Genomic DNA, 24,606 nt, shown 5'->3' with positions numbered 1-24,606 from the left:
CGGACGCGGGTCTTGCTGCAACGGAATCGCCGGACGTTCGGTCCCCGGGCGGCGTGCGCCGGGTCGCCGCGAAACGACCGGTGTCGTTGGAATCTAATGCTGCGCCACGGAAGTTTTCCCTTGGCGGCATCACAGTTCGTCGCGGGTCGCGCGCGCTCGTGCCGCACCCTGTGACCGCGTTATCCGTTTCGGAAAAATCCGGGAAAAAGCCCGGTTTCGAACAAAGTCCGGGGCGTCGCGATAGACCTGTAGATCGCGCTGTGTTCGGGCCGCAGATCGAGTACGACCGGCCGATCGGCCGCGCAAGGCCGCGCTAGAGTTCGACCGCGCCGTATCCCGAAAGCAGGTACAGCAGCGCGCCGGCGGCCGCGACCAGGGCGTGCGGGAAGGCGACATGCGGCCACCACAGGGTGCGCGCCCACATCGCGCGTCCACGCTGGTCCCAGTACGTCTTCCAGGCCGTGCCGATCTGGAACGGCGCGGCGACCGGCGCCGCGTTTCGAAGATGCTGCTCGATCGCCAGGCTGCGCTCGACGTAGCCGAGCTGGAGCGACTTCCACATCGCTTCCAGAAACCAGAACGCCAGGGCGCTGAGCGCGGCGACGAGCAACACTTCCCGGGCGTTGCTGGCGAAAGCGCCGGCGACGGCGCTCAGGCCGAACGTCACGCTCCAGGCCTTGATGGTCAACGCGCGGGCGTCGAAGTCCTCGATGACCTTCTGCAAGTAGAGATACTCGGCCTGCAATTCGGTGCGCAGTTTGTCGTCGTCCATGAGGGGGCCTGGGCGGAACTCGTCGGTGGGCCGTTCGGTGGGGGCGATCCGGCTCGGCCGTATTCGCTGCATGCGGCCGACGTGTGTTCCAACGGCCCGGGTGGGCGGGGGCGGCCAGAGGGGCGATGGGGTGGCAGGCCGCGGGTCGTCTCGGCGGCCTTGGGGAGCGAAAGCAAATCCCCCCTGCCTCTACAAAGGGAGGAGACGCGATGGGTTCGTTGCCGTTGCCGGGGCGTTGCGGTAGAAGATCGCGCACGACGACGGGCGCAGCGGAGCGATACGACATGAAGATCGGCAACTTGTTCGCCGGCGCGCCAGCGCCCGAGGAGGGCGAGCGCTTCGAAGCCCTGCTGAGCCACCGCAACCTGGTGGTAGAGCGGATCCTCAGCTCCGCGGCGATCGAGCCGACCGAATACGTGCAGCCCCAGGACGAATGGGTGGCGCTGCTGCAGGGCGAGGCGACGCTGGAAGTCGCGGGCGAATCGGTCGAGCTGCGCGCCGGCGATCACCTGTTCCTGCCCGCCGGAACGCCGCACAGCGTGCGCCGGGTGTCGCAGGGGGCGTTGTGGCTGGCGGTGCATCTGCATCCGTCCGCCGGAGAAGAAAGCGACAAGCAGATCGCTCCGCTTTGAGTGGCTACGGGCGAGCTCTAAGCCGGATCGAGCCGCTAGCGAAACAGGCCGGGCTTCGGTTTGGGCCTTATCCCGAGCTGCGGGGCGACGGCGCGGCTTCTGGCTCCGGCACGGGAGGTTTGCGCGCTAGAACGCCCAGCCCCGTGCCGACAGAGGCTCCAAGGGCCGTCACTGCGAAGTCGATCCAGTGCTGGATGGTCGGAGTGCGGCCGAGTTGCATCGGCATCAAGGTGGCGATAGCGCAATCAGCAACGACGTAAACGAACAACGCCAGCCCGGCTTGCAGCCAGGGGCGGGAGCCGCCGTTAGCCGTGAACGCGGCGAACAGGATCGCCGAGGCCAGAGCGCCTAGAGCAGCCGTCGCCAGCCAGCGGCCGATCGCCTCCTCAGGACTGGGAACGGTAGGCATCAACGATCCCTCGAAGAACCCGATCGCCCCTTGTGCCAGCAGCAGTGCAGCAGAGAATTTTGCTATTCGTTTCCAGAGCATGTGCCGGCGATCTAAGCGAAAACGCGTAGTTTAGGGAAGTCCGCTGCGGGCAGCACGAGTACAGCGGGCCGCTCGCGCCGGTATTCGTCTGGCGCCTAGCTGGCGCCGGCTTCATGGGGCGCCAGTCCGGGCAGTCGCGGTAAAAGCCCGATAGGACCAGAATGCGACCACGGCGCCGATCCAGAGCAAGGCCCAGCGCAGGCAGTCCTTGGTCGCGTCGATGAAGGGAAAGGAATTGCCGCGCGGGACGCCGGACAACAGCGGCCGGGCTTCGAGTTGCCAGAAGTTCAGCCAGATATCGACCCCCAACGCGAGCGGGACCAGCCAGCCGGCTGAAAACAGCGCGACGAGGACAGCTTGCAGTCGTTTTCGGGTCATGGTGTCTTGTCGTCGGGTGAGGGACGAGTCGGGTCCGGGCCAGCCGTCTCAGGCATATCGAGCCGCCGCAAGCGCTGCTCCAGCTTGGCGCGATCGATGTACGGCGCCAGTTGCGACCAGTGCCGGCGCGAGGTGCTGCGATATAGGTCGTGGGTGAGCCAGACGCCGACGCCGAGGCAAACTGTCGCCAGCAGGGCGTCGGTCCAGTGCGCGGGCTGTCCGTAGCGGAAGTAGAGCATGGCGACCGAGAACGTCAGCAGCCAAAGCGAGAGCGTCGTCAGGACGTGCGCGAATCGGCTGGGGTGCTTGGCCTTGCCATCCAGCTCGGCGAGGGCGTGGCGCAGCAGGGTCTTCTCGTCGACGTGTTTCATCGGGAATGGATATCGGCGATTGCGGTGAGCCGATCAAGTGGCGATCGGGTGGGTGTGCGGCTCATCGATCGGGACCGCCGTCGAACGGTAGCGGTGCTTATGCCCCTGCAATGACGAAACGTTATAGCGGCCGCCGATTTCGATTAGTGCTCGAATATATCGCAGTCACGCGGCCACGTCGGTCACGAAGCCGGGTTGACGGATCGGCGACGCGATGAATCTTGGCCAGGAACGGATCTCGCCACCGACGCCATCGACCTTCGGCCAACTCGAATCACCCACTCGGTCACGTCGCAGTCGTGCCGATCGAACGGAATCGGCGCAAGCGGCGCGCCCGAACTATGTTGCACTGCAACATAGGCCTGGGTCGCCAGCGGCACGCGGGTTTTTCAGTGCGAAAACACGGGAAATTCCGAAGTGCCGGACCGCCAAGGAGTTTCGTCCTATGCCCTCTGGAATCGGGAAAATCGCCGTCTCATCCGCGACGTGACGACGGCAGTCGGGTTTGATTCGTTTTTCGCCCGCCCCCTAGCGTCGATTCCGCCGCACGTCCTCGTCCGCGGCAGTCGCGACCCCGCCGGAATCGGTGAATCGATATCCGGCGCGCGCTGCCCGGACGCGCCGGCGGAACGCCGCACATCGGCCGCGCCCGCGGCCGTCACTCAATCGCTGACCTTCGGGGGTATTCCAATGAACCGCAACGTATCGGTACTGAGCTTCGCCGTTTCCCTGGCCCTGGCCGCCGGCGCCGCCGGCGCGGCGCAACGCGTCGACTTGCACGGCGTCGACGTGGCCAAGCTCAACCGGCAGTACCAGGCCGCCACGGCCCAATCCGGCGCCGTCGCCAAGGCGCCGCTGCGCCATGCCGAACTGATCGCGCTCGATGCCGACTCCAGCCTGGGCGAACTCAAGAGCAGCCAGGACGCCGACGGCTCGCGCAACTACCGCTATCAGCAGAGCTGGCGCGGCATTCCGGTGTTCGGCGAGCACGTGGTCGTGCGCGAGGACGCGCAGGGCAACGTGCGCGCGCTGTTCGGCCGCTCGGTCGCGGGGATCGGCGCGGAGGTGCCGAAGCTGCAGGCCAGGATCGACAGCGCCCAGGCGCTGGGCCTGGCGAAGAGCGCGGCCCTGGGCCAGCGTGCGGCGTCGCTGCGCGTGGGCCAGCAGAACAGCCGCAAGGTGATCTACCTGGACGACGCCGACCGCGCCCACCTGGCCTACGCGGTGGACTTCTTCGCCGACGCGCCGCAGGGCGGCGAGCCGACCCGGCCGTTCGCGATCGTCGACGCCGTCAGCGGGCGGGTGCTCAAGCAGTGGGAAGGCCTGAACCACGCCGAGGTCGGCACCGGCCCGGGCGGCAACCAGAAGATCGGCCAGTACGAGTACGGCAGCGGCGGGCGCGGCTTCATCGACGTCACCCAGAGCGGCAGCAGCTACAGCTTCAACACCCCGAACGTCAAAACCATCAACCTCAACCACGGCACCAGCGGCTCGACCGCGTACTCCTACACCGGTCCGCGCAACACGGTGAAGCCGATCAACGGCGCCTACTCGCCGCTCAACGACGCCCACTTCTTCGGCAAGGTGGTGTTCGACACCTACCGGGCCTACGTCGGCGTTTCGCCGCTGAACTTCCAGCTGAACCTGCGCGTGCACTACAGCAACAGCTACGAGAACGCGTTCTGGGACGGCCGCACCCTGACCTTCGGCGACGGCCGCAGCACGTTCTATCCGCTGGTCTCGTTGGACGTGGTCGCGCACGAGGCCTCGCACGGGTTCACCGAGCAGCAGTCGGGCCTGATCTACTCCGGCCAGTCCGGCGGCATCAACGAGTCGTTCTCCGACATCGCCGGCGAAGCGGCCGAGTTCTACCACCGCGGCCGCAACGATTTCCTGGTCGGCGCCGACATCTTCAAGGCCAGCGGCCGCGCGCTGCGCTACTTCGCCAATCCGCCGCAGGACGGCCGCTCGATCGGCCATGCCCGCGACTACCGCGCCGGCCTGGACGTGCACTACTCCTCGGGCGTGTTCAACAAGGCGTTCTACCTGTTGGCGAACAAGCCGAACTGGGGCACGGTCAAGGCGTTCAAGGCCTTCGCCAAGGCGAACAAGGACTACTGGACCCCGAGCACGACCTTCAACCAGGGCGGCGTCGGCGTGCGCCAGGCCGCCAGCGACCTGGGCTACAGCACCGCCGACGTGATCGACGCATTCGCCCAGGTCGGCGTGACCGCCCAGTAACCTCCGGGCCGTTCTCTTCGGCCCGTCCCACGTCGGCCGCGCCTTCGGTCGCCGCATCGTCCCGCCGCATTCTCGAGTGGGCGTCCGGCACCGACGGCAGCGGATCGGAATCGTTGCAACCCGCGGTCCCCCGGCTTCGGCCGGGGGACCGTTTCGCTCGCGCTACCGACTTTCGGCTCCGCGGCTTTCAACCGGCGCGGGCGTCGAGATACTCGCCCAGCGCGGACAGCATGCTTTCCCAGCCTTCGCGGTGCGCTTCGGCGCTGTCGCCGTCGCCGAGGTAATAGCCGCGTTCGCGAAGACGCAGCCGAGTGCCGCCCTGGTGCGGTTCCAGATCGACCTCGACCGTGCCGCAGAAGCTCAAGCCCTGGTCGGTCTGCAGCGAGGTGGCGTAGACGATCTGCCGCTCCGGGTCCAGGACCAGGTAGCGATTGCGATTGAGGTACTGCGGCCCGTCCACGGGGCCGAAACGGCAGACGTCGACTTCGCCGACCGCGAAGCGGAAGTCGTCGAACGCCAGCTGCCAGCCATCGCCGGGGTCGCCCCAGGCGAGCTGCGCCTCTTGCTGCGACCACGCGGCGTAGACCGCGCTGGTGGGGTGGGCGAGTTGGCGGGTGATGTCGACGAGGCCTTCTTGCGCGTGCATGTGTTGTCCTGGGCAGTGGTTGGGGTGGCGACAAGATCGCTCGCGCAGCGGCCCGGAACGAGAGGCGGATTCGCCGGAATCGGGGCTTTTGTGCCACGATCGCCGGGTGCCCGTCCGTCCCCGACCCAAGACCGCGCTGAACCTGTCGATCCTGTCCCTGCCCGAGGGCGGGACCATGGCGGCCTATGGGCTGCACGAAGTGCTGGGCGACACCGCGAGCAATCCCGAGGCCGGTCCGCGCGCGCTGCACCCGCGCCTGGTGGCGCGCCGCGCCCGGCCGTTCGCGTCGAGCACCGGCCTGCGGGTCACGCCGCAGGACGGCTTGCACGAGGCCCCCGCCGACATCGTCATCGTGTGCGACATCCACCTCGCGCCGCAGGAGTCTCCGGCGGGGCGTTGGCGCGAGGAAATCGCCTGGGTGCGCCGGCACGCCGAGCAGGGCGCGCTGGTGTGCTCCTCATGCAGCGGAGCGATCCTGCTGGCCGAAGCCGGCCTGCTCGACGGCGCCGAGGTGGCGTCGCATTGGCAACTCGCGGACCTGTTCCGCGATCGCTACCCCAAGGTGAAGTTCCGTCCCGAGCGCATCCTGTGCGACAGCGGCCGCGGCGGCCAGTTGATCACCGCCGGCGGCGCCTCCGCCTGGCAGGACCTGGCGCTGTACCTGATCGGCCGGTTCTGCGGCCAGGAAGAAGCCTCGCGCGTCGCCCGGCTGTTCCTGATCGGCGACCGCGGCCAGGGCCAGTTGCCGTTCGCGTCCATGGCTCGTCCGCGCCAGCACAACGATGCGGCGATCGCCAAGGTCCAGGCCTGGATCGCGCAGCGCTACGCGGCCGCCAACCCGGTCGCGGCGATGGCGGCGTATTCCGGCCTGGCCGAACGCAGCTTCAAGCGGCGCTTCCAGGCCGCCACCGGCTACAGCCCGGTCGAGTACGCGCAATCGTTGCGGATCGAAGCGGCCAAGCAGCGGCTCGAGTGCGAGGACGCCGGCGTGGACGAGATCGCCGCGATCGTCGGCTACGAGGATCCGACCTTCTTCCGCAAACTGTTCAAGCGCAAGACCGGGGTGACGCCGGCGCAGTACCGCTTGCGCAACCGGCGGCGGTTGGAGGCCTAGGTCGCAAGCTTTGCGTGCGCGCCTTTGCCGCCGAGCCGATTGCGTCGCCAACCGCAAGCAGCCTGTAGGAGCGGCGTCAGCCGCGACCACCGAAGCGGTGTTCGAAAGCGTATCTGCCGCAAGCTTCCATCGGATGCTTCGCTCGCGTCCATCGCTTCGGTGGTCGCGGCTGACGCCGCTCCTACAAGGGGAGGTGGAGCGATCCCGATCCAGCCGTTGCCTGGATGGTGGTGGATCAGGGGCGACGCTATGCCTTCGGTCGGGCGATCAGGAAACCGACGACGGCGGTGGCCGTGGCGATCGCCATGCCGGTCAAAGCGAGGTCGGCGTACCACTGCAGCAGCGCGAGGGCGTAGCAAGCCGCCGACAATGCGGACAGGTAAACCGCGGAGCGGCGCCTGCGCAAGACCAGGACCCCGCCTGCGATCAGTAGGGCGGTAGCCAATACCGCGAACAACAGGGCGACCAAGCTGATGTCGCCGTGGCGCAGCAGCTCGATCGAGTTGTAACCGTAGACTGCAGAAAGCAGGGTCTGGATGGTGACCAGCAAAGCCGTGGCGAGCTGCCAGCGAGTGTCGGAGGCGGCGGAACCGGCGGGACGAGTGGAACCGGCGGGACCGGCCGGTGCGCGATAGGGATTGTGATCGTTCATGCGGCGCCGCCGGACCTTTCCGAATCTTTGTTGGCCGGGAGCGAGCATCATGGCGTCGTCCGGTACGCAGTCAGACTAAGCGATTGCGTGCGGACAGGAAACTGCCGAGCCGTCATCGACGCCGAGCCGTTTGCACGCGATGGAGGGAGCGCCAGACGTGCGGATCAATCCCAATCCAGCCATTGCCCGGGCGCGAGCGGACGGATCTCGACGGCCTGGCCGCGCGCGGCGGCGCGCAATCGTCCGATCGGGTCGTCGACCTCGACGTACTCGGCGAGGCCCGACACGCCGTAGTGGATCGGCACCAGGCGTTTGGCGCCGAGGATGGTCGCCGCGGCCACCGCCTGTTCCGGGGTCAGCACGCCGGGTTGGCCGCTGACCGGTTTGCGCCAGCCGAAGCGGGCGCCGTTGATCGGCAGGAAGGCGGCGTCGAAGGGGCCGTATTGGCGGCCGATGCGCCACCAGTGCCCGTGCCAGAGGGTGTCGCCGCCGTGGAAGATGCGTCGGCCGCCGGCCGAGATCACCCACGAGGCCTGCGGGTCGCCGTAGCCGTCCGAGGCCGGCACGGCGGTGGCGGTGAAGTCGCCGAGCAACTGCGGCTCCCACAGCGCGCTCGGCCGCACCCGCGCCTTGGGCGGAATCGGCAGCGGATGGGTGCCGGCCGGATGCGCCAGCACGCCGCCGTTGCGCAGGGCCTGCGCGGCGGCCTTGGCGTCGAAGTGGTCGCCGTGGGCGTGGGTGACCAGGACATAAGCATCGCCGTCGGCGACCTCGACCGGAATCAACGGGTCGGCCAAAGCCTGGCCCCATTCCTCGGGATTGATCAGCGGATCGACGAACAGGCTCGCGGCCGGCAGTTGCAGGCGGATGCCGGCCCAGGCCAGGCGCTGGATGCGCAGTCCCTGGCCCGCGGCGGCGAAGGCGGAGCGCGCACCCATTAGCGCGGCGCCGGCGAGGCCGACGCCGCCGAGCAGCAAACGGCGCCGCTGCAGGCGGTAGGCGGACGGATCGCGGCCGGCGCTCATGCGCGGGCCTCGCCTGCGGCCAGCGTGGCGTCGAGCGCGAACACCGATTGGGCGACGATGACGTCGAGGTTGTGGCCGTGCCATTCGCGCTCGAACGCCGTCGGCGTCACGCCGGGCGCGAGGCAGTCTTCGATCGCGATCGCGCGGATGCGTCGTTCGGCCCGCTCCGGCACCGCTTCGCCGCGGATGCCCACCACGGTGTCCTGCAACCGGTCCAGGTAGTGCAACGCCTGCCCGAGCGCGGCGGCGGGAAAGCGGCCGATGTGGCCGCCGATCACCGTGCCGCGGCCGAGCTGGGCGATCCGGCCGATCGCGGCGCGGATCTGCGCCGGGTCGGCCTTGGACAGGTAGACGATGCGGCCGACGATGTTGTCGCCGGCGCAGACCAGGTCGGCGCTGGGCACGTCGACGCTGAGATGGTCCAGGGTCTTGCCGGGGTTGTGCAGCAGATGCAGTTCGTGGCGGCCCCAGCGCAGGCTCATCGCGGCGTCGAACACCAGTTTCGGTTCGCGGTAGTACGCGTCGACGCGTCGGTTCTGCGACAGGAAGGTATGGCGGTGGTGGCGGTGGGCGATGCCCAGCGCCTGCGGAAACAGGGCCAGCCCGGCCATGTGGTCGCTCATGCGGTGGGTCGAGACCACCGCCCGCACGGTCTTGCCCAGTTCCTCGCACAGCACCTGGCGCAGGCGGCGCGCATCCGCCTCGCCGGCCAGCGCATCGACCAGCAGGGCGTCGTCGCCGTCGAAGAAGGCGGTGGCGACCGATTCGTACTCGTCGCCGACGAACATGACGACATCCGGGTGGAGCGGCTCGACTTTCATGGCGCGTGCCTGCGGGGGCGGGGCGGCCAGGATGGCCAGCGCCGGCCGGCGCGACAAACGAGATGTTTTCGCGTACACATTAGAAAAACTAACTTGATACGATGCCGGCTTCCGCGCCCGAGTTCCGCGCCCGAGGCCACCGTGAAGCCGCGTCCTCCCGTTCCGCTCAACGCCCTGCGCGCCTTCGAGGCCGCCGCGCGCTGCCGCAGCTTCCAGGATGCGGCGGCGCAGTTGTTCGTGACCCCGGCCGCGGTCAGCCATCAGGTCAAGCGCCTGGAGGCGTATCTGGGGACGAAGCTGTTCCACCGCGGCCACCGCGCGATCGAACTGACCGGCGAAGGCGCGACCCTGGCCGCGTCGCTGGGCGAGTTGTTCGGCCTGCTAGATCTGGCCCTGGACCGGGTCGCCGCGCCGGCCGCGGCCGATCTGCGGGTGAGCACGATGGAGTCGTTCGCGGCGAAATGGCTGGCGCCGCGCCTGCACCGGTTCCACCAGGCCCATCCCGAACTCAAGTTGCGCATCGAAACCGGCAACGAACACGCCGATTTCGTCCGCGACGGCATCGACGTGGCGATCCGTTACGGCGTCGGCGCGTACCCGGGCCTGAGCGCCGAGCGGTTGATGCCGGCGCCGGCGTTTCCGGTCTGCGCGCCGGCGCTGCTGAAGGACGCGGCGCGGCCGCTGCAGCGCGCGCAGGACTTGCGCCGGCACACCTTGCTGCACGACGAAAGCGCGGCCGGCCGCGCCGGCGTGCCCGATTGGCGCGCGTGGTTGCAGGCGGCCGGCGCCGGCCGCATCGACGCCGGCCGCGGGCCGCTGTTCGCCAGCATCTATCTGGCCCAGGAAGCGGCGGCCGCGGGCCACGGCGTGGCCCTGGGGGTGGCGCCGCTGGTCGCGGAAGACCTGCAGCGCGGACGGCTGGTGCGGCCGTTCGCGCTGTCGCTGGACAACGCCTATGCGTTCTGGATCGTGCGCCGGCCGGGCGCGGACGCGCACCCGGCGATCGACGCGTTCTGCCGTTGGCTGCGCGCGGAAGCGACGGCGATGGACGCCGGCGCCGGCGCGTGAGGCCTCATTCGCCGGCCGCGGGCCGGCGCCGCTTGGCCAGATAGGGCAGGGCGAACAGGTACAGCCCGGTCAATGCCAGCAAGGCCAGCGGCAACAGCGGGACATACGACACCCAGACGATCGGTTTTTCCTGCGCCAGGGCGATGAAGGTGGCGATGACGCTGAGGGTGAAGACGATCGAGGTCCAACGGTGGAATTGCCGGATCCACTGATTCGCGTTCATGAGCGCTCCTGGGCGGGACGACCGATGGGCCCCGGCGCGCAGCCGGGGAGAGACGGTAGCGGCAGCGGCTGTGGGCGATGGCGGCCGCGTGGCATCGCGGCCGCCGCTCGGCTCAGCCCTGGGCCTGGATGCGGATCAAGTTGCCGGCCGGATCGCGCACCGCGCAGTCGCGCACGCCGTAGGGCTGATCGGTCGGTTCCTGCACGACTTCGACCTCGCCGCCCTGCAGGCGGGCGAACACGCCGTCCAGGTCGGGCGTGGCCAGCATCAGGATGGCGAAGGTGCCCTTGGCCATCATCTCGGCGATCACCCGGCGTTCCTCGTCGGTGATGCCGGGGGTGGCGTTGGGCGGGTACAGCACGATCGAGGTCGCGGGCTGGCCGCTGGGGCCGACGGTGATCCAGCGCAGGCCCTGGTAGCCGACGTCCTTGCGCACTTCGAAGCCGAGCGTGTCGCGGTAGAAGGCCAGCGAGGCTTCCGGATCGTTGTGCGGCAGAAAGCTGGAGTGGATGTTGAGGTTCATGGCCGTCTCGGTTGGTGAGTGAGCCGTCATCCTAGGCGGGCTCGGCGGCCGGCGCTTCTCGATTCCTGATCGGTCTTGTCACTTGCTTGGCCACGCACGACGGCAGGCCGGCGGTGGCCTGCGCGTGCTGGCGCTGATAGACGCTGGGCGGCATGCCGACCAGTTCGGCGAAGCGGGTACTGAAGGTGCCGAGCGAGGAGCAGCCGACCGCGAAACAGACCTCGGTCACGCTTTGCTCGCCTTGGCGCAGCAGGGCCATGGCGCGTTCGATGCGCCGGGTCATCAGATAGGCGTAGGGCGATTCGCCGTAAGCGAGCTTGAACTGGCGGCTGAGATGGCCGGCCGACATGCCGGCGGCGCGGGCCAGGGCTTCCACGTCCAGCGGCTGCGCGTACTCGCGGTCGATCCGGTCGCGCACACGGCGCAGCCGCGCGAGATCGCGCAAGTGCACCGTGGCGGCGGCTGCGGTGGGTCGGCTGGTCACGGCGGCGATCCTGCCACGGCGAGGTCGCCAGCGCGAGTGGCGTAATCACAGCACAGGCAGGCAGCGGCTTCGCAATCATGTCTCGGTGAAGCCCTGGGTTCCCGCTTTCGCGGGAACGACGGCGGAAGGTTTCGTCGCGCGTTCCGCTTAGCCGCTGCTTCGCTTCACTGGTCCGAGCGGCTGCGAAAGGGACGCAGGGGGCAAGCGCGCGCAACCCCCTGCGCCCCGGGTCTCGGGCCGTCGTGCCGCGCACGCGGGCACGCAGAGACCTCGGCGGCATGCGTCGCCGCGGTCGCTGCCCTGTACGCCGCCGCGGCGCCGGCGTAGCGTGGCGCGATGGACTCGCTGATCGCCGCCGCCGGACGCGCATTGGCCGTCGGCGATGCGCTCGCCGCGCTCAAGCGGGTGGCCCTGCGCGAGGACCCGCCGGCGCTGGCCCTGCGCGGCATCGCCATGGCCCAACTGGGCGATTACCCGCGTGCGCGCGAGCTGCTGCGCCGCGCCGCGCGCGGGTTCGGCGCGCGCGAGGCCGGGGCGCGGGCGCGCTGCGTGGTGGCCGAGGCCGAAACGGCGTTGGCCATGCGCGAGCTCGGCGGTTCGCCGCGAGCCCTCGCCCAGGCCGAGGCGGCGCTGGCCCAACGCGGCGACCGCGCCAACGCCGGCCAGGCGCGGCTGATCGCGGCACGCCGGGCGCTGTTGCTCGGTCGCCTGGACGAAGCGGTTTCGGCCTTGGCCTCGCTGGACCCGACCGGTCTGCCGCCGGCGCTGAGCGCCGTGGCGGCATTGGTCGAGGCCGAACTGGCCTTGCGCTCGTTGCGCACCCGAGCCGCGCACGCGGCCCTGGATCGAGCCGAAGCGGCGGCGCGGCATGCCGGGGTGGCCTCGCTGGTCGCCGAGACCGCCGAGGCCCGCGGCGCGCTCGAATCCGTCGCGGCGCGGTTGATCCGCGCCGGGCACGAGCAACCGCTGCGCCTGGAGCAGGTCGAAGCCTTGTTCGCCTCGGACGCGCTGGTCGTCGATGCCTGCCGTCGCGGCTGGCAGGCGGGCGAGGCCTGGCGCCCGCTGGCGCGGCGGCCGGTGCTGTTCGCCCTGCTGCGCGCCCTCGCCGAAGCCTGGCCCGGCGAGGCCGAGCGCGGCGAGCTGATCGCGCGCGTGTTCCGCACTCGCGCCGCCGACGACAGCCATCGCGCGCGGCTGCGGGTCGAGATCGGCCGGCTGCGCGCGCTGCTGGCGCCGGCGGCTGCGATCGAAGCGACCGCGCAGGGCTTCGCCCTGCGGCCGCGGCAAGGGCGCAGGGTGGAGGTGCTGGCGCCGCCGATCGACGGCGGCCAGGCCTCGCTGCTGGCCCTGCTCGCCGACGGCGCGGCCTGGTCGACCTCGGGCCTGGCGCAGGCGCTGGGCGCCAGCCAGCGCTCGGTGCAGCGCGCCCTGGCCGAGTTGCAGGACCAGGGCCGGGTGCGTTCGGTCGGCCGCGCCCGCGCCCAGCGCTGGCTGGCGCCGCCGCTGCTCGGATTCACGACGATCTTGTTACTCCCCGCTTCGCTGCCGTCTGAGTAGATTGGCCTCACCGCGCCGCGACGAGGCGCACTCGGGAGTCCAGCATGGCCCGCAACGCCCACCAGCCCGACCCGTTGCCGGCGCAGATCGTGCGCGAATACGGCCCGTTCGACGGCGTCGACAAGATCGCCGGAGTGACCTACGACGGCCGCCATGTCTGGGCCGCCACCGGCGCCCAGGTGCTGGCCTTCGACCCCGCCAGCGGCCGGGTCGAACGCAGCATCGAGCGCGCGGCCGATGCCGGCACCGCATTCGACGGCACCTACCTCTATCAGATCGCCGAAGCGCGCATCGACAAGATCGACCCGGCCACCGGCGAGGTGTTGGCGACGATCCCGGCGCCCGGCGCCGGCGGCGATTCGGGCCTGGCCTGGGCCGAAGGCAGCCTGTGGGTCGGCCAGTACCGCGAACGCAAGATCCACCAGATCGACCCCGCCAGCGGCGCGGTGTTGCGCACGATCGAATCCAATCGTTTCGTCACCGGCGTGACATGGGTCGACGGCGAGCTCTGGCACGCCACCTGGGAAGGCGACGAAAGCGAACTGCGCCGGATCGAACCGCAAAGCGGCGCGGTGCTGCAACGGCTGGCGATGCCGGCCGACACCTTCGTCAGCGGGCTCGAGTCCGACGGCGCGGAGCTGTTCTATTGCGGCGGCGGTTCCAGCGGCCGGGTGCGCGCGGTGCGCCGGCCGAAAGCCAAGACCGGCTAGCGCCCGCATCGCGCCAGCGGCGGCTCGCTGCCGCCGCGCCGGATCCGATCTCCCCCTCACCGGTTCGCGGGCCGGAACGGCACGCCCTTGCCGAACGGCGCCGCTTCCGAACGGTACGGTTCCGAACGGCACCGATCCGGCTCGACGAACCTTCGCCTCGCCTTCCCTACGACGGCCCCTCGGGCCGAGGAGTACACGATGAACGCTGTCACCGCCGACGCCGGCCTCGCCGGCCATGCCGTGGTTCCCGCCGAGCGCTGGCTGGCCGAACGCCGCCGGCTGCTGATGCGCGAGAAGGAACTGACCCGCCTGCAGGACCAGGTCGCGCGCGAACGCCGCGCGCTGCCGTGGCTGCGGGTCGAGAAGGATTATCTGTTCGATACGCCGCAGGGACCGCGCCGGCTGGGCGAGCTGTTCGGCCGCCGCAGCCAGCTGCTGGTCCAGCACTTCATGTTCGCGCCCGGCTGGGAGCAGGGCTGCAAGAGCTGTTCCTTCATGGCCGATCACAACGACGGCGCGATCGCCCACCTGGCCCAGCGCGACGTCGCCTTCGTCGCGATCTCGCGCGCGCCGCTGGCGCAGATCGAAGCCTTCCGCCGGCGCATGGGCTGGGGTTTCGCCTGGGCGTCGTCCTACGGCAGCGATTTCAATCGCGACTTCGGGGTCAATTTCGATCAGGACGAGATGTCGTCCGGACAGGTGAACTACAACTACGTGCGCCAGGCCTTCCCGCACGAGGAAGCGCCGGGCGTCAGCGTGTTCTACCGCGACCCGACCGGCGCGGTGTTCCACACCTATTCCTGCTACGGCCGCGGCGTCGAAGTGATGATGCATACCTATCCGTTGCTCGATCTGACGCCCAAGGGGCGCGACGAGGACGGCCTGGAGTATTCGATGGCCTGGGTGCGCCACCACGACCGCTATGAGACGGACGCGGCGGGCGCGTGTTGCGGTTCGCAAGGCTGAGCCGGACCGGTGCCGGCGCGTGGACGGGTGGTGGCCCTGGGCGTTGATGGCGGCGACCGGCGCGCTGCATGGGCTCAGCCCGATCAACGGCTGGTGTCTGCTCGCCGCGCGGGATGCGGGCGCGCACGACGCGGTCGCGACGGCGCGCGGCGTGATCGCGCTCGCCGCCGGCCACGCCGCGGCCTTGGCTATCGCCGCGTTCGCCTTCGCCCAGGGGCTGTGGCTTGATGCCGGGCTCAGCCGGCGGTGCGCCGCGGCGCTGCTGATCGCGACCGCGGTGTATCGAGCCCTGCCGGACGCCGGTGCGGTCCGTAGCGACCTATCCGCAGCGCCTGCCGCATCGATGCGTATAGCGCCGGCTTGGCGCGGCGGCCATGCCGGACTCGCGCTGTGGTCGTGCCTGACCGCCACCGGCCAAGGCGCCGGACTGATCCTGTTGCCGACCCTGGGACCGATGTGCGCGAGCGGCGATGCGGCCGCGCCGGGCGGACCGCTCGCGCTCGCCCTGGCCATGGCCGCCGTGCATCTGGCGGCGATGCTGCTCGTCGTCGCCGCGGTCGCGACCGGTGTCGCCCGCGGCCTCGCCGCGCTGTCGTCATGGGCCGGCGCACGCGCGGTGCGGCACGGCTGGACCGCATCGCTGGGGATCGCCGGCGCGATCCTGGCGATGCGCGGCTGAGCCGCCGGTGCGGCTCAGGAGGCGATGTAGAACTCGATCGGCACCACTACCTGCACCTGCGCGCGGTCCCCGTCCGGTGGCGGCGCCGGCACCGGACTGGCGCGTTGCGCCACCGCCAGCGCTTCGGCGTCGAGCCATGCGTGGCCGCTGGAGCGTTCCAGGCGCACCGCCAGCACGCGACCGTCGGCGGCGACGCTGATGCGCACTTGGCTCACGCCTTCCTGGCGCAGCCGTCGCGCCTGGCGCGGGTAGCGCTTGTAGCGCTGCAGATGACCGAGCAGGAGCTGCTGCCATTGCCGCGACGGCTCGGCGCCGACGCCGCTGGCGTCCTCGGTCGCGGCCGGGCGCGCGGCCGGCGTCGCCGCCACGGCCGGCGGCGCGGAGGCCGCCGACGGCTCGGACGGCGCCGTGGCTTGGGCGTTCTCGGCCGGCTGCTGCGTCGACGGTCGCGCGGCGACGGCGAGCGTGTCGGGTTCGGCGCTGACGCGGCGCGGCGGCGCGACCGCGTGCGGCGGCGTTCGCGTTGCCGCCGCACTGCGTTCGGGGCGCGCTGGCCCGGGTACGAGATCGTGCCGCGATGCCGCCGGCGCACGCGGCAGCAGCGACAGCTCCAGCAGCACCGCTGCGCTCGCTGGCGGCGGCGTGGGCAAGGGCGCCGGACGCCACTGCCACAGCAGCGCCCCGATCGCGGCGTGCAAGATCAGCGACAACGCCAGGCCAGCAGGCCAGGCCCGTTCGCCGCGCGGCCGCGGATCCGACCGCGGCCGCGACACGGTCGGCGCGGCGCGGGCTTGGGTGGGCGCGCGCCGCCGCGGCGCAGGCGTGGCATTCGGCGTGCCGGCCAGATCAGCGAGCATGGCGCGTCCTGCGCGGCGCAGTCGCGGCCGTCGCGCGGGCGCAAGTGCGGCGCCGCTTCAAAACGCGCGCTCCAGCTTGAGGCTGAGGATGTCGCGGTCGTAGCCGTACAGCCAGTCGATCGAACTGGCGGTGCGTTGGTGTTTCAGGGTCAGGCTGGGCACCAGTCCGGCGAAGGCCAGGCGCGGCAGGCGCAGGATCGCGGTGGCGTTGAACTCGTCGTCGCGGCGGCGGGCCTGGAAGGTCGGATTCCAGCGTTCGTGCTCGCGTTGGCGCAGCGAAGCGAACAGCAGCAGCGACACGCCGGCGTCGAACGGCTTGGACAGGCCCAGGCGCAGGCCGTGTTGGCGGTAGGCCTCGGTGTCGCGACGCGTCTGGCGGCGGACCAGGTCGAGGCCGCCGAACAGCAGCCAGCGACGCGGCAGCGCGCGCCATACCGTGGCGTAGACGGCGCTGCTGCCGCCGTCGTAGCCGGCCAGTTCGGCGCGGCGATACTGCAGCCGCTTGTGCTCGCCTTCGAGCTTGAACAGCCAGCGCGGCGAGATCGTCCAGGTCCAGTCCGCGCGCGCGCCCCAGGCGCCGTGCAGGCTGCGGCGGCCGTACGCGGCGTACTCGAACTGCGGCGCCGCGCTGAAGGCGTGGCGGGCGCTGGCGTAGGCGTAGCCGGCGCTGCCGGTCCAGGTGGTTTCGTCGTGCCGGGATTGGTCGCGGTAGGCATAGCCATACAGCAGCGAGCGCAGGTACAGGCCGTGGTGGCCTTGCAGCGGCTGGCGCCGGCTCAGGCTGGCGTCGTAGTCCAGTCCGCCGCCCCGGATCGCCGCGGGCAGGCTGCGCTCGATTGCGCACTGGCCGTCGGGCGCGGCCAGCAGGCAGGTGCGGCTGGCCGAACTCTGGTTGATGTTGTCGTTCCAGGTCGGGCCCGCGGCGAAGCTGCCGTGCCAGGCGCGACGGTTGCGCAGCGCATCGAGGAAGGACTCGACGGTACGGCGCACGCCGGCGGTCTTGGGGTCGCCGGCATCGAGCGTCGCGGCGATGGCCTGGAAGCGTCGCTCGGCTTCGCGGTCGAGCTGGTTCTCGAACAGCACCCGCGCCAGCTCCAATTGCGCCGGCAGGAAGTCCGGTTGCAGCGCCAACAGGGCGCGGTAGTCGCGTTCGGCGCCGCTCAGGTCGCCGTCGGCGCGGGCCAGCGCGCCTTGCGCGTACAGCACCAGCATCGGGTCGGGTTGCGGCAGGGCGCGATAGCGGCGCAGCCATTCCCGCGCCTGCGCCCAGCGGCGCGCGCCGAGCGCGTGGTAGAGCGCGGCGGCGAGCGCGTCGGGGTCGCCAGGCTCGGCTGCGGCGGGCGCCGCGGCGCTATCGCGCGCGGCGTTCTCCGCCTCGAGCAAGGCGCGCTCGCGTTCGGCCTGGCGCAGTTCCAGACCGTGGTCCAGGCGCAGGCGGGTGTCGTCGCGGTCCTGCGCCGGCGCGGCGGCGCCGGCGGCGAACAGGCCCAACGCCAGGACGGCGCGCATCAGCGCGCGGGGTGGGTTGCGGTGGCGATTCATCGTCGAAGGCCGGAGCCGCGCGCCGCCGGCGTGCGGCGGTACGGCGGAACGCGGCCGGACAGGCCGGCCGCGCACCGTTACCGGCGAATCCCTCAGGGATTCTTGGTGCCGCCGAAGGCGGTGTCGTACAGGCGGTCGTCGAAGCGGGTCACGCCGGCCAGCGCCGCGGCGTTGGCGCCGAAGAACTGGCCGCTGACGCCGCCGCTGGCGACCGTGGCGCCGCCGACCGAGGCGCTGGCGCCGCTGCCGGAGAAGCCGGTGCCGCTGATCGCCGCGGTGCCGATGTTCACCGTCACCGTGCCGTTGCTGAGGCTGCCGCTCAGCTGGCCGGCGCCGAAGTTGGCGGTGAAGCTGCCGTTGAGCTTGTTGCCGCCGTTGTACTGATTCAGGCCGGCGACGGTGTAGGTCGCGCTGCCCGAGGCCGGCACGCTGGTGCCGGCGTTGTCGCCGGCGTAATAGACGGTGTGGGTGCCGTCGGTGGGCGCGCTCTGCGACCACTCGCCGAAGTAGACGTTGTGGCCGGCGACCTTGGCGAAGTGGAATACGCCCATGCCGCTATGGCTCGGCGGGGTGATCGGCGAGACCAGGCTGGAGACGCCGTTGCCGTCGGCCGGGGCGAAGCTCTGCAGGGCCTGGAAGTCGACCTTGCGGTCGGTGCCCATGGTGTATACGCCGATGCCCGGGCGGCCGGCGATGTGCGGGCCGGCGTTGACGGTCGACACGCCGGCTTCGACGTAGGTGTTGTCGCTCTGGTCGCCGACCACGGCGGCCTGGGCGGTGCCGGCGAGGGTCGCCAGGGCCAGGGCGGACAGGGCGAGGCTCATGCGCTTCATGTGGAACTCCTTGAGAGATGGGAACGATGGGATGAACTTTGGCTAGAGCGCGGTCTGCGCCCGGTCGCTCATCCATTGCTTCGTGCGCAACAGATCCGGTGCTGCGCGCCGTCGCCGGCGCGCGACGTCGCCGCGGCTCGCGGCGACGCCTTCAGAATTTCGCCGTCAGGCTCAACTTCAGCGTGCGGCCCGGGGCCGCCATCGCCGAGCGGGTCAGCGGATCGACGTAGTACCGGTCGCCGAGGTTGGTGCCGACCAGCTCCAGCGCCAGTGCCTCGCTGAGGCGGTAGTTGGCGTAGGCGTCGTAGGTGGTGATCCGGTCCCAGGCCAGCGGCACGTTGAAATACGCGCCCAGCCGCTGCTCCTGGTAGAGGTCGTAGTCGGCGTTCTGGTAGCGGCTGTGGTGGACCACGCGCGCGCCCAGTTCCAGCCTGCGCTCGAGCAGGCGCGCGCCGAAGGTCGCGTTGGCCGACAACTTGGGCAGCGCCTGGGTGATCAGATAGCCGCCGACGAAACCGGCCTGTACGCAGTTCGGCACGCCGATCCGGCCGGTGGGATCGTTGGTCGCCGCCACGCTTTCGTCGCAGACCTCGTTCTCCAGGTTGCGCGCCACGCTGAGGTCGGCGAAATAGCGTCCGTTGTCGTAGCGGCCCTGGAACTCCAGGCCGCGCAGGGTCTGCCGGTCGATGTTGGAGAACTGCAGCTGGCCGCTGCGCTCGATCACGTTGCGGGTGCGGTGGTGGTAGTAGCTCAGCTTCAGGTCGGCGTAGTCGGCGCCGAGGGCGCGGCTGAAGTCGTGCACGTAGGCCAGTTCGTAGTTATAGGCGTGTTCGGGTTCAAGCGCGGCCACCGGCAGGCTGGCGGAGAAGCCCAGCGTGCTCTCGAACATGCTCGGATAGCGCCGGGCCTGGCTGTGGCGTAGGTACAGCCGCGCCTGGTCGCTCAGGTTGAAGGTGGCCGCCAGGGTCGGGGTCCAGCCGCTGCCGTCGTGGTGCCCGGCCGACTGCTGCAGGAACTGCGGTTGCAGCGAGGCGCTGGCGCGGCCGTAGTCGATGCCGTCCAGGCTGCCGTTGAGGAACACGTTGTCGGCGCGGCGGAACCGGCCGCGCGCGTCCGGACGCCAGTCCGGGCCGACGTTGCGCACGCTGTAGGTGGCCTGCTCGATCTGGGTCGCCACCACCTGCGGCGTCCAGTTGAAGCGCGCCGCGTTGCGGCGGATGGTGGCGATGCGCGCGTCGAGCGCGGCCTGGCCGACGCGCGGGTCGCGGGTGTAGTAGCTCATCGCGTAGCGCTGCGGGAACAGCACCTGGCCCAGACGGGCGTCGCCGCGGGCCAGCCGGTCGGCGAGGAAGTCGTCGTAGGCCCAGTAGGACTGGTGGCGCAGGCCGGCGCTCAGGCTCAGCCGCCGGTTGGCGCGCCAGTCCAGCTTGAGGCTGAAGTCGCGCTCTTCGCGCCGGCCGGCGCGCGGGAACATCCGCCAGCCGTCGGCGACGCCGTTGTAGGTATCGTCCGAGCGCAGCCGCTCGTGCTGGTAGTTGAGGCCGACGGTGAGGTCCAGGTTCTCGCTCAGCGCGCTCTTGTTGCTGAAGGTCAGGCCGCTGCGGTCGTGGCGGGCGTTGGCCAGGGCGGTGTTGCGCAGGATCGGTTCGTCGAAGGTGGCCCAGTTCGGAAAACCGCCGGCGCTGTAGGTGTCGCTGACCGTGCGGGTGGTCCACAGGTTGGCGTAGACGTCGAACCAGCGCCCGCCGGGGCGCCAGGCGTATTCGAGGTTGTAGGCCTTGGCCTCGACCCGGCTCAAGGGCCATTGCGGCGCGCCGCTGCCGGTGGTGTCGCGCCAGGAAATCCGCGTCGGCAGGATTTCGCCGTAGGCCGAGCGGGTGTCGCGCAAACCGAACTTCAGGGTCTGGTGCTCGCTGGCGCGGACCGTGGCTTTGAGCAGCCAGGATTCCATCTCGCTGGAGGTGTTGGGCACTTCGTCGCCGGGATGGTAGAAGCGCGCCAGGCTGGTGATGTAGTTCAGGCTCTTGGCCGGATCGTAGGGCCGGGCGTAGAAGTCGCCGCTGCGGTCGCCGGAGTAGTGATTGCCCTTCTTGCGGTAGGCATAGGCGGCGAGCAGGTCGACGCGTTCTTCGCGCATACCCAGAGCCAGGCGCAGGGCGTGGTCGCCGCCGCCGATGAGGTCGCGGCCGCCGCCGCTGCGCACCGGCCGGTACAGGGTCGGATCGTAGTAGGTCGCCTGCGGATTGGCCGGAAAGCCGGGAATGCTGCGGTAGTCGCGGCCGGTGGACAGCGTCGGCAGGCGCGGGGCGACGGCGTTGTCGCTGCTCTCGAGCTTGAGCTCGCCGCCGAAACGCTCGCCCGGCGCGAGGATGTCGGCGACTTCCAGGGTGTTGACCACCACCGCGCCGCCGATCGAGCTGCTGACGTTGCGGGTGAGGTTCGGTCCCTTGATCACCTGGATGCCGCCGATCAGGTTCGGATCGATGTAGTTGCGGTTGTTGGCGCCGTTGTAGCCGCGCCACACGGTCAGCGCCTGCTCGGTGCCGTCGATGGTCAGCGGCACCCGGCCCGGTCCTTGGATGCCGCGGATGTTCGGGTCGAGCGCGCCGCTGTTGCGCGCGTCGCCGCTGTAGACATTGAGCATGCCCTTGAACACGTCGGCGGGCGCGGCGCCCTTGTAGCGCTCGATCTGGGTCTTGCCGGCATAGACCGTCGACAGGTCCTGGTCGTAGACCGCGTCGTAGCCGCGTTCGTCGCGCCCGCCCGCCTCGTCGGCGGCCGTGCCGACGCTCAGCGTGTCGGTGCGCAGGGTGCCGTCGTCCGCGCCGGCATCGGCGCGGCGCAGAACCACGGTGCCCGCGCCGCGCGCTTGCGGGTCCAGGCCGGTGCCGGCAAGCAGACGCTGCAGCGCGTCGGCGCCGCTGTGTTCGCCGTGCAGCGGCGCCGAGCGCAGGCCGGCGCCGTCGGCGCTGTCTAACACCACCTGCACGCCGCTGATCCGGCTGTATTCGCGCAGCGCGGCGGACAGCGGCTGGGCCTGGATGTCGTAGCGGCGCGCCGGCGCCTGCTGCGCGCCGGCGTTCGGCGCGAACAGTCCGGTCAGGACCAGGTGGATGCAGGCCGCCGGCGCGACGCGCGCGAACGGCCGCCGGCGGCGGGCCGGAGCGAAAGACATGCGAACAACTCCTCAAGTCGGATCGGAGCCCGGCTCCGGCGCCGGGTCGTCGGCGCAGAAGCGAGCGGCGTTTGGCTTGAGAAGCGATGCGCGTCTCGCGGCTACGAACTACAGGACGACCGGCGAAGGCGTTTACCCAACCCCGCCGGCGAAAATCGCCGGCGCGGTCTCAGTCGGCGGGCGGCCGCACCAGCAACGCGCCGCCGGGCAGGCGCTGGACGCGCAGGCGCGCGCGTTCGGCGATCGCGGCGATCGCGGCGATCGCCTCGTCGCTGCGGTCGATGCGCAGGCTGGCGCTGATCCGCGGCGCGCGTTCGAACGAGCCCAGGGTCCACAGCGGCGCGCGCCGATAGCGCGCGATCCGACGCAACGCCTGATCGGCCGGCACCGCATCGAAGGAAAGTTCGCCGCGACGCCAGCCGGCGATGTCCGCCGCCGCTACGGCGCGCGGCGCCGACACCGGGGCGTTTTCGGCGTAGGCGACGGACTGGCCGGCGGCCACCCGCACCGGTGCGCCGGCGCCGGAGCTCACCTCGACCAGGCCTTCGCTGACCGCGGCCTGCACGCTGGCGTCGCGCCGGCGCACCTCGAATGCGGTGCCGATGTCGCGAACGCTGCCGCCGAGCGCGTCGACCCGGAACGGCCGCGCGTCGCCGTGGGCGACGCGGACCCAGACGTTGCCGCGCAGCAGTTCGATGCGGCGCTCGCGATCGCCATAGCGCACGGCAACGGCCGAGTCGGCGTCGAGGGCGAGGACGCTGCCGTCGGCCAGGACGTGCCGCGCGGTCGCCGGCCCGCTGCGGTAGTCCGCGCGCAGACTCAGGATCAGGCCCGGCGCGGCGGCGGCGACGACGAGGCAGGCGGCGGTGGCGATGCCCCAGGCGACGATGCGGCGACGGCGCGGACGGCGAACGAGCGGCGCGAGCGCTACGCCGGACGCTGCCGTTGCGATGGCGCCGGCGGCGTCCGGCAGGGCGACCGATTCGGCTTCGAACGCCGCGCGCAGCGGCGCCAGCGCCTGCCACAGCGCGCGTTGCCGCGCGAACGCGGCGCGCTGCGCGGGCGCCCGATGCCAGGCCTCGAACGCGGCCAGCTCGGCCTCGTCGGCTTCGCCGGAGGCCAGCCGGGCGACCCAGGCGCGGGCCTGCCCGGCGAGATCGTCGGCATCGAGGCAGGGCGGGGCGGCGGGATCGTTGGGCGGAGAGGACGTCATGCGGTGGCGATGGCTGCCTGGACTCGATTAAGGACGAACCTGGGGCGGCCGGACCCAACCCCCGGGGCGTTCAACCGTTGCGCGCCTGGTCGAGCAGGCGCAGCGCGCGCTGGATGTGTTTCTCGACCGTGGTCGTCGACACCCCCAGGCGCTCGGCGATTTCGCGCTGGGTCAGGCCTTCGAAGCGATTGAGCAGGAAGATCCGCTTCGACGGCTCGGGCAGGGCGCGCGCGGCGCGCGCGACCCGTTCCAGTTCCTCGCGCGCCAGCGCGACCTGGGCGCTGTCGGGCTCCTGTTCCTCGTCCAGCCAGGCCGCCGCGGCTTCGCGCAGCTTGCGCCGGCGCGCCTCGCTGCGGCCCTGGTCGACCGCGTGGTGGTGGGCGAGCCGGTAGAGGTAGTTGCGGGCGTCGGCGATCGGCGGCTCGCCGGCGACCGCGATCACCTTGAAGTACATCGACTGCAGCGCGTCCTCGGCGCTCGCGCGGTCGAGGTAGCGGCCCAGATACCGCAGCAACCGCTCGCGCTCGGTGACCAGCAGCGAGGTGAGGACGGCGGCGTTGGAAGGCATGGGGGCGGCGCCGCCCGGAATGCGGCGGCGAGGAAAGGTCTGGGCGGAATCGGCGCGACTCTAGCTCAAATGAGAGTGATTGTCATTTGTGATTGTCGCCCCGGCCAAGAGGGCAAGACCAAGACCAATACGCCCGGCATCAACAACGAGCTCGACCAGGCCGACGACACCGTGGAGCGAGGGGCGGCCACGACCTACACCATCGTCGTCAGCAACGCCGGTCCCGACGCGGTGACCGGGGCGCTGCTGACCGACCCGGCCGGCAGCCGCAGCGGCCTGAGTTGCACGGCGCCGCCGACCTGCAGCGGCGCCGCCTGCCCGGCGGGGCTGACCTTGGCGCAACTGGAGTCGGGGGTGACCCTGGGTACGTTGGCCAATGGCGACAGCCTTACCGTGACGCTGACCTGTACCGCAAACTGAGCGCCGTCGCCTGCGGACAGGGCGGCAACGGCGTCCCGCGCGGTTGCCGCGCCCTGCGGCGCTTGCCCCGGCCGGCCGCGCGGCCGGGTGCGCAGTGGGACGGAGAAACGTAATGGGGATGATCGGAAACTTCGCTGCGCTGTCGCCGGCGCAACTGCAAACCCTGCTCGACGATCCCGGTGCGGTACACAGCTTCATCTATCCGGATGAGGACGAACCGGAAAACCATCTGGACATCGACAAGGCCTGGCACGCGATCCATTACACCCTCAACGGCAGCGCCTGGGAGGGCGAAGCGCCCTTGTTCCTGGCGGTGCTGGGCGGGCAGGCGATCGGCGAGGACGTCGGCTACGGGCCGGTGCGCTACCTCAGTCCGGTCCAGGTCCAGGCCGTGTCGGCGGCCTTGTCGGCGATCGACGCGGCCCAGTTCGGCGCGCGATTCTCGCCCGCGGCCCTGGACGCGGCCGAGATCTATCCGCAGATCTGGCAGCGCGACGACCAGGAAGGGCGGGAATATGTGCTTGGGTATTATCTGGAGCTGGCGGCGTTCTACCGCGAGGCCGCGCAACGCGGCGATGCGGTGCTGGCCTATATCAATTGATACAGGGCGCCTCGCGAGCGGCCCCGGGCGCCGGTCGCCTCGGGG

27 protein-coding genes are annotated in these 24,606 nt (G+C 70.9%); 10 read left to right on the top strand and 17 right to left on the bottom strand.

All coding sequences use genetic code 11. The features are described from left to right. Nucleotides 1-313: 313 nt before the first annotated feature. The gene (locus K4L06_RS04615; RefSeq protein ID WP_221670279.1) at nucleotides 314-772 is read right to left on the bottom strand and encodes a hypothetical protein; all 459 of its coding nucleotides are present in this window, start codon (nucleotides 770-772) and stop codon (nucleotides 314-316) included. A 284-nt stretch (nucleotides 773-1,056) separates the two neighbouring features. On the opposite strand from K4L06_RS04615, the gene K4L06_RS04610 reads away from it, so the two are divergent. Further along, complete coding sequence (locus tag K4L06_RS04610) at nucleotides 1,057-1,404, top strand: cupin domain-containing protein (protein ID WP_221670278.1); 348 nt, start codon at nucleotides 1,057-1,059, stop codon at nucleotides 1,402-1,404. A 67-nt stretch (nucleotides 1,405-1,471) separates the two neighbouring features. Here the strand turns inward: K4L06_RS04610 and K4L06_RS04605 are convergent, their stop codons facing one another. The 3 genes from K4L06_RS04605 to K4L06_RS04595 form a co-directional block, all read right to left on the bottom strand. After that, nucleotides 1,472-1,894 carry a hypothetical protein gene (locus tag K4L06_RS04605; RefSeq protein ID WP_221670277.1) on the bottom strand — a complete coding sequence of 141 codons (423 nt, stop codon included), beginning with the start codon at nucleotides 1,892-1,894 and terminating at the stop codon, nucleotides 1,472-1,474. A 111-nt stretch (nucleotides 1,895-2,005) separates the two neighbouring features. After that, nucleotides 2,006-2,272 (bottom strand): hypothetical protein, encoded by a 267-nt coding sequence (locus K4L06_RS04600; protein WP_221670276.1) that lies wholly within the window; start codon nucleotides 2,270-2,272, stop codon nucleotides 2,006-2,008. Then, nucleotides 2,269-2,643, bottom strand: coding sequence for a hypothetical protein (locus K4L06_RS04595; protein WP_221670275.1), 375 nt, complete (start codon nucleotides 2,641-2,643; stop codon nucleotides 2,269-2,271). Before K4L06_RS04595 ends, K4L06_RS04600 begins: the two co-directional genes overlap by 4 nt. A gap of 690 nt (nucleotides 2,644-3,333) precedes the next feature. Here K4L06_RS04595 and K4L06_RS04590 point away from each other — a divergent pair. After that, the gene (locus K4L06_RS04590) at nucleotides 3,334-4,884 is read left to right on the top strand and encodes a M4 family metallopeptidase (protein ID WP_221670274.1); all 1,551 of its coding nucleotides are present in this window, start codon (nucleotides 3,334-3,336) and stop codon (nucleotides 4,882-4,884) included. 187 nt (nucleotides 4,885-5,071) lie between these two features. Here K4L06_RS04590 and K4L06_RS04585 read toward each other — a convergent pair whose 3' ends face one another. After that, nucleotides 5,072-5,530, bottom strand: a complete 459-nt coding sequence (locus K4L06_RS04585; RefSeq protein ID WP_221670273.1) for an SRPBCC domain-containing protein — start codon at nucleotides 5,528-5,530, stop codon at nucleotides 5,072-5,074. 106 nt (nucleotides 5,531-5,636) lie between these two features. On the opposite strand from K4L06_RS04585, the gene K4L06_RS04580 reads away from it, so the two are divergent. Further along, nucleotides 5,637-6,644 carry a helix-turn-helix domain-containing protein gene (locus tag K4L06_RS04580; protein WP_221670272.1) on the top strand — a complete coding sequence of 336 codons (1,008 nt, stop codon included), beginning with the start codon at nucleotides 5,637-5,639 and terminating at the stop codon, nucleotides 6,642-6,644. A 247-nt stretch (nucleotides 6,645-6,891) separates the two neighbouring features. Here the strand turns inward: K4L06_RS04580 and K4L06_RS04575 are convergent, their stop codons facing one another. From K4L06_RS04575 to K4L06_RS04565, 3 genes are all read right to left on the bottom strand, one after another. After that, nucleotides 6,892-7,296, bottom strand: coding sequence for a hypothetical protein (locus tag K4L06_RS04575; RefSeq protein WP_221670271.1), 405 nt, complete (start codon nucleotides 7,294-7,296; stop codon nucleotides 6,892-6,894). A gap of 164 nt (nucleotides 7,297-7,460) precedes the next feature. Further along, a complete protein-coding gene (locus K4L06_RS04570) occupies nucleotides 7,461-8,321 on the bottom strand; it encodes an MBL fold metallo-hydrolase (RefSeq protein WP_221670270.1) in 861 nt (286 codons plus the stop codon). Further along, a complete protein-coding gene (locus tag K4L06_RS04565) occupies nucleotides 8,318-9,142 on the bottom strand; it encodes an MBL fold metallo-hydrolase (protein WP_221670269.1) in 825 nt (274 codons plus the stop codon). The genes K4L06_RS04570 and K4L06_RS04565 overlap by 4 nt, the downstream gene beginning before the upstream one ends. Before the next feature lie 141 nt (nucleotides 9,143-9,283). Here K4L06_RS04565 and gcvA point away from each other — a divergent pair, with 141 nt between their 5' ends. After that, a complete protein-coding gene (gene gcvA, locus K4L06_RS04560) occupies nucleotides 9,284-10,210 on the top strand; it encodes a transcriptional regulator GcvA (protein ID WP_221670268.1) in 927 nt (308 codons plus the stop codon). Between the two features lie 4 nt (nucleotides 10,211-10,214). Here gcvA and K4L06_RS04555 read toward each other — a convergent pair whose 3' ends face one another. From K4L06_RS04555 to K4L06_RS04545, 3 genes are all read right to left on the bottom strand, one after another. Beyond that, a complete protein-coding gene (locus K4L06_RS04555; RefSeq protein ID WP_221670267.1) occupies nucleotides 10,215-10,433 on the bottom strand; it encodes a hypothetical protein in 219 nt (72 codons plus the stop codon). A gap of 112 nt (nucleotides 10,434-10,545) precedes the next feature. Then, a complete protein-coding gene (locus K4L06_RS04550) occupies nucleotides 10,546-10,956 on the bottom strand; it encodes a VOC family protein (protein ID WP_221670266.1) in 411 nt (136 codons plus the stop codon). Between the two features lie 31 nt (nucleotides 10,957-10,987). After that, a complete protein-coding gene (locus K4L06_RS04545; RefSeq protein ID WP_221670265.1) occupies nucleotides 10,988-11,440 on the bottom strand; it encodes a helix-turn-helix transcriptional regulator in 453 nt (150 codons plus the stop codon). Between the two features lie 336 nt (nucleotides 11,441-11,776). On the opposite strand from K4L06_RS04545, the gene K4L06_RS04540 reads away from it, so the two are divergent. From K4L06_RS04540 to K4L06_RS04525, 4 genes are all read left to right on the top strand, one after another. After that, nucleotides 11,777-12,997: a helix-turn-helix domain-containing protein gene (locus tag K4L06_RS04540; RefSeq protein ID WP_221670264.1), complete on the top strand. Its 1,221-nt coding sequence runs from the start codon at nucleotides 11,777-11,779 to the stop codon at nucleotides 12,995-12,997. 44 nt (nucleotides 12,998-13,041) lie between these two features. Then, a complete protein-coding gene (locus K4L06_RS04535; RefSeq protein WP_221670263.1) occupies nucleotides 13,042-13,707 on the top strand; it encodes a glutaminyl-peptide cyclotransferase in 666 nt (221 codons plus the stop codon). 198 nt (nucleotides 13,708-13,905) lie between these two features. Further along, a complete protein-coding gene (locus K4L06_RS04530) occupies nucleotides 13,906-14,673 on the top strand; it encodes a thioredoxin family protein (RefSeq protein WP_221670262.1) in 768 nt (255 codons plus the stop codon). Nucleotides 14,674-14,692: 19 nt separating this feature from the next. Then, nucleotides 14,693-15,352, top strand: coding sequence for a hypothetical protein (locus K4L06_RS04525; RefSeq protein WP_221670261.1), 660 nt, complete (start codon nucleotides 14,693-14,695; stop codon nucleotides 15,350-15,352). A 14-nt stretch (nucleotides 15,353-15,366) separates the two neighbouring features. Here K4L06_RS04525 and K4L06_RS04520 read toward each other — a convergent pair whose 3' ends face one another. The 6 genes from K4L06_RS04520 to K4L06_RS04495 all read right to left on the bottom strand — a co-directional run bounded on the left by K4L06_RS04520 (nucleotide 15,367) and on the right by K4L06_RS04495 (nucleotide 23,540). Next, nucleotides 15,367-16,209, bottom strand: a complete 843-nt coding sequence (locus K4L06_RS04520) for an energy transducer TonB (RefSeq protein ID WP_221670260.1) — start codon at nucleotides 16,207-16,209, stop codon at nucleotides 15,367-15,369. 57 nt (nucleotides 16,210-16,266) lie between these two features. Further along, nucleotides 16,267-17,751: a surface lipoprotein assembly modifier gene (locus K4L06_RS04515; protein ID WP_255594986.1), complete on the bottom strand. Its 1,485-nt coding sequence runs from the start codon at nucleotides 17,749-17,751 to the stop codon at nucleotides 16,267-16,269. Nucleotides 17,752-17,843: 92 nt separating this feature from the next. Further along, nucleotides 17,844-18,584, bottom strand: a complete 741-nt coding sequence (locus tag K4L06_RS04510; protein ID WP_221670259.1) for a Slam-dependent surface lipoprotein — start codon at nucleotides 18,582-18,584, stop codon at nucleotides 17,844-17,846. A gap of 151 nt (nucleotides 18,585-18,735) precedes the next feature. Then, complete coding sequence (locus K4L06_RS04505) at nucleotides 18,736-21,759, bottom strand: TonB-dependent receptor (protein ID WP_221670258.1); 3,024 nt, start codon at nucleotides 21,757-21,759, stop codon at nucleotides 18,736-18,738. Nucleotides 21,760-21,928: 169 nt separating this feature from the next. After that, nucleotides 21,929-22,972, bottom strand: coding sequence for a FecR domain-containing protein (locus K4L06_RS04500; RefSeq protein WP_221670257.1), 1,044 nt, complete (start codon nucleotides 22,970-22,972; stop codon nucleotides 21,929-21,931). Nucleotides 22,973-23,042: 70 nt separating this feature from the next. Further along, nucleotides 23,043-23,540 (bottom strand): sigma-70 family RNA polymerase sigma factor, encoded by a 498-nt coding sequence (locus K4L06_RS04495; RefSeq protein WP_221670256.1) that lies wholly within the window; start codon nucleotides 23,538-23,540, stop codon nucleotides 23,043-23,045. A gap of 69 nt (nucleotides 23,541-23,609) precedes the next feature. Here K4L06_RS04495 and K4L06_RS04490 point away from each other — a divergent pair, with 69 nt between their 5' ends. Beyond that, nucleotides 23,610-23,960, top strand: coding sequence for a DUF11 domain-containing protein (locus K4L06_RS04490; protein WP_221670255.1), 351 nt, complete (start codon nucleotides 23,610-23,612; stop codon nucleotides 23,958-23,960). 112 nt (nucleotides 23,961-24,072) lie between these two features. After that, a complete protein-coding gene (locus K4L06_RS04485; protein ID WP_221670254.1) occupies nucleotides 24,073-24,561 on the top strand; it encodes a YfbM family protein in 489 nt (162 codons plus the stop codon). Nucleotides 24,562-24,606: the final 45 nt, after the last annotated feature.

Source organism: Lysobacter sp. BMK333-48F3, from assembly GCF_019733395.1.
GTDB lineage: Bacteria > Pseudomonadota > Gammaproteobacteria > Xanthomonadales > Xanthomonadaceae > Lysobacter.
Note: the sequence above shows the minus strand (reverse complement) of the source record. Positions and strands in the feature narration are given on the sequence as shown.

Bases quoted from the DNA above. Each gene is read 5' to 3' on its own strand.
- K4L06_RS04615 (WP_221670279.1), bottom strand. From the start codon at position 772: ATGGACGACGACAAACTGCGCACCGAATTGCAGGCCGAGTATCTCTAC.
- K4L06_RS04610 (WP_221670278.1), top strand. From the start codon at position 1,057: ATGAAGATCGGCAACTTGTTCGCCGGCGCGCCAGCGCCCGAGGAGGGC.
- K4L06_RS04605 (WP_221670277.1), bottom strand. From the start codon at position 1,894: ATGCTCTGGAAACGAATAGCAAAATTCTCTGCTGCACTGCTGCTGGCA.
- K4L06_RS04600 (WP_221670276.1), bottom strand. From the start codon at position 2,272: ATGACCCGAAAACGACTGCAAGCTGTCCTCGTCGCGCTGTTTTCAGCC.
- K4L06_RS04595 (WP_221670275.1), bottom strand. From the start codon at position 2,643: ATGAAACACGTCGACGAGAAGACCCTGCTGCGCCACGCCCTCGCCGAG.
- K4L06_RS04590 (WP_221670274.1), top strand. From the start codon at position 3,334: ATGAACCGCAACGTATCGGTACTGAGCTTCGCCGTTTCCCTGGCCCTG.
- K4L06_RS04585 (WP_221670273.1), bottom strand. From the start codon at position 5,530: ATGCACGCGCAAGAAGGCCTCGTCGACATCACCCGCCAACTCGCCCAC.
- K4L06_RS04575 (WP_221670271.1), bottom strand. From the start codon at position 7,296: ATGAACGATCACAATCCCTATCGCGCACCGGCCGGTCCCGCCGGTTCC.
- K4L06_RS04570 (WP_221670270.1), bottom strand. From the start codon at position 8,321: ATGAGCGCCGGCCGCGATCCGTCCGCCTACCGCCTGCAGCGGCGCCGT.
- K4L06_RS04565 (WP_221670269.1), bottom strand. From the start codon at position 9,142: ATGAAAGTCGAGCCGCTCCACCCGGATGTCGTCATGTTCGTCGGCGAC.
- K4L06_RS04555 (WP_221670267.1), bottom strand. From the start codon at position 10,433: ATGAACGCGAATCAGTGGATCCGGCAATTCCACCGTTGGACCTCGATC.
- K4L06_RS04550 (WP_221670266.1), bottom strand. From the start codon at position 10,956: ATGAACCTCAACATCCACTCCAGCTTTCTGCCGCACAACGATCCGGAA.
- K4L06_RS04540 (WP_221670264.1), top strand. From the start codon at position 11,777: ATGGACTCGCTGATCGCCGCCGCCGGACGCGCATTGGCCGTCGGCGAT.
- K4L06_RS04535 (WP_221670263.1), top strand. From the start codon at position 13,042: ATGGCCCGCAACGCCCACCAGCCCGACCCGTTGCCGGCGCAGATCGTG.
- K4L06_RS04530 (WP_221670262.1), top strand. From the start codon at position 13,906: ATGAACGCTGTCACCGCCGACGCCGGCCTCGCCGGCCATGCCGTGGTT.
- K4L06_RS04520 (WP_221670260.1), bottom strand. From the start codon at position 16,209: ATGCTCGCTGATCTGGCCGGCACGCCGAATGCCACGCCTGCGCCGCGG.
- K4L06_RS04515 (WP_255594986.1), bottom strand. From the start codon at position 17,751: ATGAATCGCCACCGCAACCCACCCCGCGCGCTGATGCGCGCCGTCCTG.
- K4L06_RS04510 (WP_221670259.1), bottom strand. From the start codon at position 18,584: ATGAAGCGCATGAGCCTCGCCCTGTCCGCCCTGGCCCTGGCGACCCTC.
- K4L06_RS04505 (WP_221670258.1), bottom strand. From the start codon at position 21,759: ATGTCTTTCGCTCCGGCCCGCCGCCGGCGGCCGTTCGCGCGCGTCGCG.
- K4L06_RS04500 (WP_221670257.1), bottom strand. From the start codon at position 22,972: ATGACGTCCTCTCCGCCCAACGATCCCGCCGCCCCGCCCTGCCTCGAT.
- K4L06_RS04495 (WP_221670256.1), bottom strand. From the start codon at position 23,540: ATGCCTTCCAACGCCGCCGTCCTCACCTCGCTGCTGGTCACCGAGCGC.
- K4L06_RS04490 (WP_221670255.1), top strand. From the start codon at position 23,610: ATGAGAGTGATTGTCATTTGTGATTGTCGCCCCGGCCAAGAGGGCAAG.
- K4L06_RS04485 (WP_221670254.1), top strand. From the start codon at position 24,073: ATGGGGATGATCGGAAACTTCGCTGCGCTGTCGCCGGCGCAACTGCAA.